Here is a 10,756-nt window from a genome sequence, read left to right as displayed (position 1 = left end):
GGTGTATCCGAAATGCAGCTATATCGTATCAAATCGGGCGAAAACTGGGGAGATATCGAAGTATAGCCAATGAGCAATCTTTTTAAACTGGCCTTAAACAGTATTCCCAGGCCTGTACTTATTAGAGCCAGTTACTTGATAAGGCCGTTTTTAAAGATTTATCTTAAAGGCAACCGATATACTGATCCAATTGACGGTAGCAGTTTCCGAAAATTTCTTCCATATGGATATGAAGATCAGAGAGAAAATGTTCTCTCCCCTTCCACTCTATCTTTGGAAAGGCATCGCCTACTTTGGATATACCTTCAGCAGCACACAGACTTCTTTACAAAAAAGCGTAAAGTACTCCACTTCGCACCGGAACAGGCTTTTTATAAACGCTTCCGGAGATTGAAAAATCTTGAGTATACAACTACAGATCTAAATTCACCGCTGGCAGATGTCAAAGCTGATATATGTGATCTACCCTTCGCTGATTCCAGCTATGATTTTATTCTCTGTAATCACGTTCTGGAACATATCCCGGACGATTTTAAGGCAATGAAAGAATTGTACAGAGTTTTGAAACCAGGCGGTACGGCGATCCTTCAAATACCCCAGGACCTGAATAGAGCTGTGACCTTTCAGGATGATACTATTACTGATCCCAAGCAAAGGGCCAAAATATTTGGACAGTATGATCATGTCAGGATCTACGGTAGAGACTATTTTCAGAAGTTAAGGGAGGTAGGCTTTGAAGTAAAGGAAGTAGATCTGAGTAAAGACTTGATTAGAAAAGAGTTAGATAAATACAGACTTGCGAAAGGAGAAATATTACCAGTTTGCAGCAAATGAATTATTATTCCACCAGATTAGATTTAAATCCTGGTGTTACGTAAGTTTTGATAGCTCCATTTTCATCGGAATAGATTAGATACACTTCTATAGATTTTAGTTCCTTCAGCATACTAGCAGATCTATCCAGACCCATAGCCATAAGAGCTGTAGCATAGCCATCTGCCATCATACAATTTTCAGCTATTACAGAAGCACTTAACAAATTGCTCTTTTCAGCAAAACCAGTTATTGGATTCACAGTATGCACAAAGCGCTCTCCCGTAATAGAGTCCACCCGGTACTTTCTATAATTTCCAGATGTTGCCATAGCAGCGTCTTTAAGCATGACCTTTGCATTGAACTGTCTTTGAGTACCTTCCTGTAATGGATGATCAATTCCCACCAACCATTCTTTACCAGATGATTTATTTTTACCCTTGGCTTTTAGTTCACCACCCAACTCGATCAAATAATTTGATACCCCATTATTTTCAAGGTACTGCCCAATAAGATCTATAGTATATCCTTTGGCAATCGCATTAAAATCCAGGTAAACGTCTGGATTCTCTTTGAAGACAGTCTGGTCTTCATTGATCCTTACTTTATTAAGACCCACCAGTTGGTTCAGGGAATCGAGTAGCTCTGCATAAAGATCGGTTACAGGTTTGCCAGGACCAAAACCGTAAGCATTGACCAGAACCCCTACTGTTGGATCAAAAAAACCATTGCTTTCAGAATAAATTTTTTGTGAAGCCTCGAAAACCTTAATAAAATGTTGATCTACGGTTACACTAGAATCACCCCGATTGACCATGGAAATATCGGAATCCTGTTGATATGTACTCATGGATCCATTGATAAATTCCACAATACTGTCCATAGATTTAGTGAACTCAAGCTCCTCTTCAGAAAAGTATTGAACTGAATAGGTCGTTCCTAAAGCTTCACCTCTAAAAGAGGCGATGTCCAGTCCACTCTTAGAATCGCAAGAAACCAGAGTTAAAACAGAAATGAGAAATATTGAAATACGATACATCTAAAATTCTTTCCAGCCAGAATAGTTTACAATATAATCTTCCTCATTAGAGACCGGTTTATCATAATCTGAAGAATTAGCCAGTCCTACACCAGCATAAAAAGTTTTGGCGTTAAATTTTTCGGCATGTTCCTTTATATCTTTCATGAAAGCAGGATCAAAAGCCGTTGGGTCATCTGGATATTCAATAGCTCTTACAATGACAAAATGCAATTTTGTATCCTTCAGAGCTACAAACTGTGGATTTCGTCTTAGTTTGCTATTGACCCCTAAGAATTCATACCCGTTATCCTCGAGATCCTTACCAACGATATTCATCGCGAGGTTATGTAGTTCCTGTTCGTCTAATTTTGGCATATACAAAGATAAAAAAATCCCGCCGAAGCGGGATTATAATTACTATCCTCCAAAGTCATCAAATCTGATGTTCTCAGGTGGCATACCGAAGTCTTCACCCATTTTCTGAACTGCTTTGTTCATCAATGGTGGACCACAGAAATATAGCTCGATATCTTCCGGCTCTTCATGGTGAGAAAGATAATTATCTATTACAACCTGGTGTATAAAGCCTACAAATCCATCTCCTTCGTCATCAAGATTCGATTTAACTTTCCAGTTATCTTCTTCCATTGGCTCAGAAAGTGCCAGATAAAATTTGAAATTCGGGAAATCTCTTTCTAGTGCTCTAAAGTGTTCTGTATAGAACAATTCTCTTTTAGATCTACCACCGTACCAGTAAGTTACTTTTCTACCGGTTTTCAAAGTTCTGAATAAGTGATATAAGTGAGATCTCATTGGTGCCATACCGGCTCCACCACCTACATAAAGCATTTCTGAATCGCTTTCATTGATGAAAAATTCACCATAAGGTCCGGAAATAACTACTTTATCACCTTTCTTCAAGCTAAAGATATAGGAAGAAGCGACTCCAGGGTTCACATCCATCCAATCGTCTTTTGCACGATCGAAGGGTGGAGTGGCAATACGTACATTTAACATGATCTCACGGCCTTCTGCTGGATAAGACGCCATTGAGTAGGCTCTTTCAACCAGTTCAGGGTTCTTCATTACCAGTGGCCATAATTTAAACTTGTCCCACTCATCTTTAAATTTATTTGGATCATCATGTTCTTCAGGGTGAGCAGTAATATCCATATCTTCAAATTTCACTTCCGTTTTAGGAATTTCAATTTGAATATAACCTCCGGCTTTGTAGTCCATTGGTTCAGGAATCTCTACTACGAACTCCTTAATGAATGAGGCTACGTTGTAGTTTCTTACTACGGTTGCATCCCATTTCTTAATACCGAAAACTTCTTCAGGAATGGTTATTTTCATGTCCTGCTTTACCTTTACCTGGCAACCAAGTCTCCATCCATTTGCAATTTCCTTTCTGGTAAAGTGTGGTTCTTCCGTAGGAAGAATTGCTCCACCACCATCTTCAACGATACATTTACACTGGATACAAGTTCCACCACCACCACAGGCAGAAGGAAGGAACAATTTATTATCTCCAAGAGTGGATAGCAAGGTTCCACCTGAACCTACTTCTATATCTTTTTCGTTGTTGACGTTGATTGTCACAGGTCCCGATGGTGATAATTTGGCCTTAGCTCCTAAGAGCATTGATACCAATAACAAAATCAAGACTAAGAATACTACTACACTAGCTATTATAACTGTCATAATCTTCTTTTACGATTATAATTTAATTCCCATAAAACTCATGAATCCAAGTGCCATTAGTCCGGTGATGATAAACGTGATACCAAGACCTTTTAATGGTGCAGGAACATTTGAGTATGCAATTTTTTCCCTGATGGCCGCAATGGCAAGGATAGCAAGGAACCATCCTATTCCACTACCAAGCCCATAAGTGATCGCTTCTGAAATTCCTCCAAAATCTTTTTGCTGCATAAAAAGTGAACCTCCTAGGATCGCACAGTTTACTGCAATAAGTGGAAGGAAAATACCAAGTGCACCGTACAGAGCCGGAGCAAATTTTTCAACAATCATTTCCACAAGCTGTACCATGGATGCGATTACCGCAATGAACATGATAAAACTCAGGAAGCTTAGATCCACATTTGCATATTCAGCTCCAAGCCAGGAAAGTGCTCCAGGCTTCAAAAGATAATTATCCAGTAGAAAGTTGATAGGCACAGTGATCGCCAGTACGAAGATCACAGCAGCACCTAAACCAACAGCTGTTTTTACAGTTTTAGATACCGCCAGGTAGGAACACATTCCCAGGAAGTAGGCAAATATCATATTCTCTATGAAAATACTTCTTACAAATAGATTAACTAATTCCATTCTTTATATACTTTTTTGCTGTACAGCTATTAGTTTTGTTCGATTAGTTTACGATTTCTAGCACGTTGTACCCAGATGATCAATCCAACCACTATAAGTGCCATTGGAGAGAGTAGCATCAAACCGTTATTTTCATATCCTAAAGCATACAGTCCAGTAGACTCAGCCAACGTCGCTCCTTTATGTCCTAATACCTCGAAGCCAAAAAGTTTTCCAGATCCAAGTAATTCTCTAAAGAAAGCTACCACAACCAGAATTAAACCATAACCTGCAGCATTACCAATACCGTCAAGAAAGGACTTGTAAATTCCGTTCCCAAGAGCAAAGGCTTCCAAACGCCCCATTACAATACAGTTCGTAATAATAAGACCAACGAAAACCGACAATTGCTTGCTTACATCAAAAGCATAGGCTTTTAAGATCTCACTTACCAGAATTACAAGGGAAGCAACAACAACCAGTTGAACAATGATCCTGATCCTACTTGGGATCAGGTTTCTTAGCATAGAAACGATCATGTTACTAAATGCCATTACTACCATTACAGCAATTGCCATTACTACTGCCGGTTCCAACTGCACGGTAATTGCCAGTGCAGAACAAATTCCCAGTACCTGAACGGTAATAGGGTTATTGTCATCTAATGGATCGGAAAGTAATTTCCTATTTCCTTTTGAAAGAAAATGCTCCCTTTCTTCAGAATTTGAAAGGAAAAGGATCATTTCCCGTTTCTTTTCTTCCTCTTTAGCAGAGTTGAATTTTTTCTCTTTAGCCATATCTATCTAGTTGCTACTTTAAATCCTTTTTGCTGCTCGAAATAAGGTAAATAACGCTTTAATCTTTCTGAGATCATATCAGAAACACCATCACCTGTGATCGTTGCTCCTGAAATTGCATCTACCTGATTATCGTCCTTATCTGAAACATCAATATTTCCTTTGACTACAGAAACTCCTACAAGATTACCATTGGAATCAAAGATCTTTTCATCAGCAAATTTCTCTTTAAACCATTGTTTTGTAATTTCTGCACCAAGTCCCGGAGTTTCTCCAAGGTGGTCAAAGGTTGCACCTTTTACCGTGTTGATATCATCTTTTAAAGAAATATATCCAAAGATCGCATTCCAAAGTCCGTTTCCTCTTAGAGGAACGATATAATATCTGGAACCTTCAACTTCAGCTACATAAAGTGGAAAAACCTGTTCTGCAACATCTTTTTTAATCTCTTTTGCCAGATCAACTTGAAATGCGTCTACAGATTCGTCTACAGTACCATCTTCAGTGATAGCTACTTCTTCTACGATATACTTATCATATAGCTCTTTTGCACCATCTCTGTCGGTAGTAATCCCAACGGTAGAAAGGATATTCTGCATTTTCTCTTTACGCACATTCTCCATTTGTGTTGGCTGGAGAGAGATAGCGGCAAAGGCAAGTACAGCGGCAACTACAACAACCATGATCACAGAGAACATGAAGGTATAGCCATTGCTATTCGTCTTATTAACTGATTTTTGTTCCATAACTAAACTGCTGTTTCTACTTGAGGGTTAGCATTTTTAAGTCTTTTCTTTCTTCTCTTCACATTAGATTCTACCACGTAGTGATCGATCGTTGGTGCGAAAACATTCATAAGTAGAATACCTAACATTACACCTTCGGGATATGCCGGGTTGAATACTCTAATCATTACTGAAATAAATCCAACAAGGAATCCATATATCCACTTACCTTTCATTGTTTGTGCTGCTGAAACCGGATCTGTTGCCATAAAGACAATACCGAAAGCAAGACCACCAACAATAAGGTGAAGATACCATGGGAAATTCGTTAAGTTATTACCTTCAATACCTAAAGATGGTAGCGCATTGAAGATCAATCCCATCACTGCAGCTCCAATGAATGCACTTAGTATAATTCTCCAGCTACCTACTTTACTTAATACAAGTAGCAATGCACCTGCCAGAATACAGATCGCTGAAGTTTCAGCAATAGATCCCGGGATCATTCCAGAGAACATATCTAGCGGTGTATAACCTGCCTCATTTCCAGCTGCAAGATTTCCAAGAATCGTTTCACCAGTCACTGCATCTACTTCATACGCATTACTAACCCAAACACTGTTTCCAGACATGTAAGTCGGGTAAGCGAAGAAGGCAAATGCACGTGCCGTAAGTGCAGGATTCAGAATATTCATTCCAGTACCACCAAAAGCTTCTTTCCCAATTAGAACCGCGAACACTACTGAAAGTGCCACCATCCATAGCGGAATATCAATTGGCATGATCATAGGAATAAGCAAACCAGTTACCAGGTAACCTTCGTTCACTTCATGTCCTCTAAAGATCGCAAATGCGAATTCAATTCCCAGACCTACAGCATACGATACTGCGATCATTGGTAAGATCTTTCCAGCACCATGCAGGAAAGCATCTATAAAAGGTACACCGTTCGCATACTCTGGCAATTGGTGAAGATATTGATATCCACCATTCCAGAATCCAAACAAAAGAGCTGGAACAAGAGCGATTACCACGGTAATCATAGTTCTCTTAAGATCCACTGCATCACGAATATGCGCTCCTTTTTGTGTAGTATGATTTGGAGTAAATAAGAAAGTATCTAATGCATTTACTGCAGGAGCATATTTCTCGTACTTCTCGCCTTTGCTAAAAGGCTGTTTCATTTTATCTAATCTCTGTCTAATCCATTCCATATTCTTCAGCTTTTTAACCTACTTCGGTAATCATTAAATCAAGACCTAATCTTATTACTTCCTGAATCTCAATCTTGGAAGTGTTCACGTATTCTACCGTTGCGAAATCTTCAGGAGCTACCTCGTAGATCCCGAGATTTTCCATTTTCTCGATATCACCAGCCATACATGCTTTGATAAGCTGCATTGGATAGATATCCATTGGTAAAACCTCTTCCATTTCACCAGTTACCACCAATGCACGCTCTTCACCATTCAAATTCGTGGTTGGAGTGTATTTTTTGTTCGGAAATAACCAGGACAATGAAGTTCTGGAATGTGAATGTATGTTGTTATAGGTAAATGGCAACCATCCAAAGATTCGGTAATTGTCACCTTCAGGAATCAGCGTAAGCTCGTTCTCAAAGAAGCCTAAATACTGATTATTGCTCAACTGAGTTCCTGTGAACACATCACCAGAGATTATACGAGTACCTTCTGCAGCCTGACCAATAAGATCTGCAACATTAGCACCAATAATCGTTTGATAATATTTTCTGTTTTCAGCTTCACTTCCAACCACAGCAACCGTACGCTCAGCACGATATTCCCCGGTTAGAAAAACATTACCAATAATTGCCACGTCCTCTACTCCTACAGTCCAAACACGCTCTCCTCTATTGATAGGGTCAAGCTTATGAATTTGAACACCTACGTTACCTGCAGGATGAGCTCCTTTTACATGATGAAGTTCAACACCCTGAATTCCTTTTAGATACTCAGCTGAAGAATCATCTACAGAAAGATGAACTTTACCAGGTGTAAGTTTTCTTAAAGCATCAATTCCCGCCTGGAATGCAGCAATCTTGTCTTTAATGATAAAACCTTTATCTGCCGCCAGAGGTGCAGTTGTTACCGCAGAAATAAAAATTGCCTTCGGAGTATCCTTGGGATCCGCTACAATGTCGTATGGTCTTTGATTAATAAAAGCACCGCAACCACTTTCAAGAAGAAGTTCACGAACATCCTTTACATCAGCTTTAGCAGGATCCAGTTTTTTGAATTCACGATAAGTGTTTTCAGGATCTGCCTCGATGATTATTTCGAGGATCCTTCTTTTGTCACCTCTTTTGATTTCTTTAAGAACACCACTAACTGGCGTTGTAAAGCGAATTTCCTCGGTATATTTCGAATAGAAAATCTCATCACCTGCAAGAAGCTTAGCTCCTTCTTTTACTACCATTTTTGGCACAACAGTGTGAAAATCTGGCGGTTTGATCGCGTAAGTTTTGGATCTCGGAGCCTTTACAAGCTCTTTTTCCGCCGCCCCTTCTAATCGCAGAGATAATCCTCTTTTAATTCGAATGTCTTTTGACATAGGATGGAGTGTATGTTAAATTTTTAGTTTAAAGTCGGGCAAATTTAAGAATTTTCACTCCATTTATCCCAAGAAATGTCAGAATTTTACTTTGGTCAACTGTTAAATTAAATGGATGCAAAATGCTTATTTCTATTAACTTTGCTATTTACTCAAACTTTATGAAAGGCTTTCTTATAATCTTTACGTTTTGCTTGCTCCAGTCGAATATTTATGGGCAGGTTGTTAGAGAAACCTTGCCACCTCCGTTTATTAGAACCATTATTTTCCAGGGAGATTCCGTAGAAAATAAAGGAAATCCCATCATTCGATTGGGTGCCAACCTTCAATTAAGTTTTGATGATATCATTGGGGATGAAGCCGATTACTATTACACGATCGAACATTACAATTTCGACTGGACTCCTTCTCAACTTACTAAAAATGAATATCTCGAAGGTTTTGATGATGTTAGAATCATCAATTACCGAAATTCACTAAACACCTTACAACCCTATACTCATTACGAGCTTGAAATTCCGAATAAAAATGTACGTGGACTTAAAGTTTCGGGCAATTATATAATTAGTGTCTATAATGCGCAAAAAGAGAAGGTATTCTCGCGAAAATTTATGGTTTACGAACCTGTAGCTCAAATTACTGCGGAAGTAAAAAGAGCCAGAAACCTTCAGTTTATCGATGAAAAGCAAATTGTAAACTTCAGTATTAATTCACCAGATCTGCTTCTGAAAAATCCTGACAGGAATGTCAAGGTGAGCCTCATTCAGAATTTTAATTTAAAAACTGCGATTACAGATCTTAAACCGCAATATACCATTGCCAACGAACTCATCTATCGCTATGATACTGAATCTTCCTTTTGGGGTGGCAACGAATTTCTTCAGTTTGACAATAAAGAAATAAGAGTCACCAATGCTGATATTGTCAAGGTTGACACGCAACAGCTATATGTTCATTATCTTTTTATGGACATCACCAGGGACGGGCAGCCATACACGTACAATCCTGATATTAATGGAGGTTTTGTGGTAAGAAATGTGCTTGCAGAAGATTCAGACCTGGAAGCCGATTATGTATGGATGAGATTTACTTTACGAAATTATGATCCGCTTGACGGGAAACAGATCCATCTTTATGGTGGGTTCAATAACTTTCAACTGGACGAAAGCACAAAGCTCGAATATAATAAGGAGAGTGGCTATTATGAATTAGCGAGATTGTTTAAGCAAGGGTATTATAACTACAAATATGTGGTAACAGGTCCAGACGGCATTGAAGACGGAGCTATTAGTGGAAACTATGATGAAACTGAGAACAATTATACGATCCTGGCTTATTATAGAAGCCCGGGAGCACGCTATGACAGATTGATTGGTGCAGGAGGAGCGAATTCAAGAAACATTCGTAATTAAGCTGTTTATATGCCAGATATCGAAAATAGGATTGAAACTTACCAGTATAGAGGTCAGCATTGTCTAAACTGCGAATTGCCTTTAGATAAAAACGACCGCTTTTGTCCCAATTGCGGACAATTAAATACCACTAAAAAACTTAGTTTTTCAGATCTGTTTAATGAATTTTTTTCAGGAGTATTTGCCTATGATTCCAGGTTTCAGAGAACTTTAAGAATACTCCTTTTCAGGCCAGGAAAAATTTCAAAAGATTATGTGGAAGGAAAGAGGACGAGGTACGCAAATCCCTTCAGGTTCTACCTGAGTGTTTCAATTATATTCTTTCTGATCTTTAGCCTTAGCCTGGATCCTAGCGAAAGTTTTGGACGACAGGATCGGGATGAAAACTTGCTTTCAAAACTCGACCGCAAGGAATTGAGCGAGGCTTCTATGGATTCCATTAATAAAGTTTTGACCAGCGATGATGTTGGTTTGGACAGCATCCAGAATAATGTTTTTACTGAAACTTATACTGAAAAGCTTGTGAGTCAGCAAGAACTTGACAGCATGAACTTTATGAATGCTTTTGCCAAAAAAGCAGATCTATACTATGCTTACCAGGATGAAACAGGAATTTTCACCGCTTCCCGGGCGCTGGATAGTTTAAAGCACGAGCAAACCAATTACAATCTCTGGCTTTATAAGAAGGCAGTTGATGCAGGAACCTTTTCAAAAGACCCAGCGCTATTTATAAATTACTTTATAGGGAAGTTGCCTTTTATCATTTTCATCTTTTTGCCAGTATTCGCATTATTTATCTGGCTACTGTATTTAAGAAGAGACTTTAATTATATGGAGCACCTCATCTTTGCATTCCATGTACAAACAGTTTTTTTCGTACTCTACAGTTTCGCGCTAATATTAGAAATTATTTTCAAATGGGAAATACTAACAACGCTGGCAAATCTTGTGTTTCTATTCTATTTATACAAAGCCATGCGTTTTTTCTACGGACAGAAACGTGTTAAAACGATTTTAAAGTTTCTACTCCTGAACCTTATATTCTTTACATTAGCCACAGTCGCTGCAATAATATCATTACTCGCGTCTTTTTCAATTTATTGA

11 protein-coding genes are annotated in these 10,756 nt (G+C 38.7%); 3 read left to right on the top strand and 8 right to left on the bottom strand.

From position 1 onward, the window contains the following. Nucleotides 1–69: 69 nt before the first annotated feature. Nucleotides 70–834 carry a class I SAM-dependent methyltransferase gene (locus ACNI3T_RS10445; RefSeq protein ID WP_418227734.1) on the top strand — a complete coding sequence of 255 codons (765 nt, stop codon included), beginning with the start codon at nucleotides 70–72 and terminating at the stop codon, nucleotides 832–834. 4 nt (nucleotides 835–838) lie between these two features. On the opposite strand, the gene ACNI3T_RS10440 is transcribed toward ACNI3T_RS10445, so the two are convergent. From ACNI3T_RS10440 to ACNI3T_RS10405, 8 genes are read right to left on the bottom strand one after another with little or no spacing between them, the layout of a single operon-like run. Continuing rightward, nucleotides 839–1,852: an FAD:protein FMN transferase gene (locus ACNI3T_RS10440; RefSeq protein ID WP_418227733.1), complete on the bottom strand. Its 1,014-nt coding sequence runs from the start codon at nucleotides 1,850–1,852 to the stop codon at nucleotides 839–841. After that, entirely contained in the window at nucleotides 1,853–2,209 is a 357-nt protein-coding gene (locus tag ACNI3T_RS10435; RefSeq protein WP_418227732.1) for a Na(+)-translocating NADH-quinone reductase subunit F, read from the bottom strand. Nucleotides 2,210–2,251: 42 nt separating this feature from the next. Further along, the gene (gene nqrF, locus ACNI3T_RS10430) at nucleotides 2,252–3,538 is read right to left on the bottom strand and encodes an NADH:ubiquinone reductase (Na(+)-transporting) subunit F (RefSeq protein ID WP_322300944.1); all 1,287 of its coding nucleotides are present in this window, start codon (nucleotides 3,536–3,538) and stop codon (nucleotides 2,252–2,254) included. A gap of 15 nt (nucleotides 3,539–3,553) precedes the next feature. Then, complete coding sequence (gene nqrE, locus ACNI3T_RS10425; protein WP_322300945.1) at nucleotides 3,554–4,168, bottom strand: NADH:ubiquinone reductase (Na(+)-transporting) subunit E; 615 nt, start codon at nucleotides 4,166–4,168, stop codon at nucleotides 3,554–3,556. A gap of 29 nt (nucleotides 4,169–4,197) precedes the next feature. Beyond that, nucleotides 4,198–4,944: an NADH:ubiquinone reductase (Na(+)-transporting) subunit D gene (locus ACNI3T_RS10420; RefSeq protein ID WP_322300946.1), complete on the bottom strand. Its 747-nt coding sequence runs from the start codon at nucleotides 4,942–4,944 to the stop codon at nucleotides 4,198–4,200. A gap of 2 nt (nucleotides 4,945–4,946) precedes the next feature. Further along, the gene (locus ACNI3T_RS10415) at nucleotides 4,947–5,690 is read right to left on the bottom strand and encodes a Na(+)-translocating NADH-quinone reductase subunit C (RefSeq protein WP_322300947.1); all 744 of its coding nucleotides are present in this window, start codon (nucleotides 5,688–5,690) and stop codon (nucleotides 4,947–4,949) included. 2 nt (nucleotides 5,691–5,692) lie between these two features. Beyond that, on the bottom strand, nucleotides 5,693–6,883 hold the full coding sequence (locus ACNI3T_RS10410; protein ID WP_322300948.1) for an NADH:ubiquinone reductase (Na(+)-transporting) subunit B: 1,191 nt from the start codon (nucleotides 6,881–6,883) through the stop codon (nucleotides 5,693–5,695). A gap of 13 nt (nucleotides 6,884–6,896) precedes the next feature. Continuing rightward, the gene (locus tag ACNI3T_RS10405) at nucleotides 6,897–8,240 is read right to left on the bottom strand and encodes a Na(+)-translocating NADH-quinone reductase subunit A (RefSeq protein WP_418227731.1); all 1,344 of its coding nucleotides are present in this window, start codon (nucleotides 8,238–8,240) and stop codon (nucleotides 6,897–6,899) included. A 161-nt stretch (nucleotides 8,241–8,401) separates the two neighbouring features. Here ACNI3T_RS10405 and ACNI3T_RS10400 point away from each other — a divergent pair, with 161 nt between their 5' ends. Both ACNI3T_RS10400 and ACNI3T_RS10395 read left to right on the top strand, forming a co-directional pair. Then, nucleotides 8,402–9,652 (top strand): type IX secretion system plug protein, encoded by a 1,251-nt coding sequence (locus tag ACNI3T_RS10400; protein WP_472272583.1) that lies wholly within the window; start codon nucleotides 8,402–8,404, stop codon nucleotides 9,650–9,652. 9 nt (nucleotides 9,653–9,661) lie between these two features. Next, on the top strand, nucleotides 9,662–10,756 hold the full coding sequence (locus ACNI3T_RS10395) for a DUF3667 domain-containing protein (protein WP_418227729.1): 1,095 nt from the start codon (nucleotides 9,662–9,664) through the stop codon (nucleotides 10,754–10,756).

Source organism: Christiangramia qingdaonensis (assembly GCF_048381525.1).
Lineage (GTDB): Bacteria > Bacteroidota > Bacteroidia > Flavobacteriales > Flavobacteriaceae > Christiangramia.
Note: the sequence above shows the minus strand (reverse complement) of the source record. Positions and strands in the feature narration are given on the sequence as shown.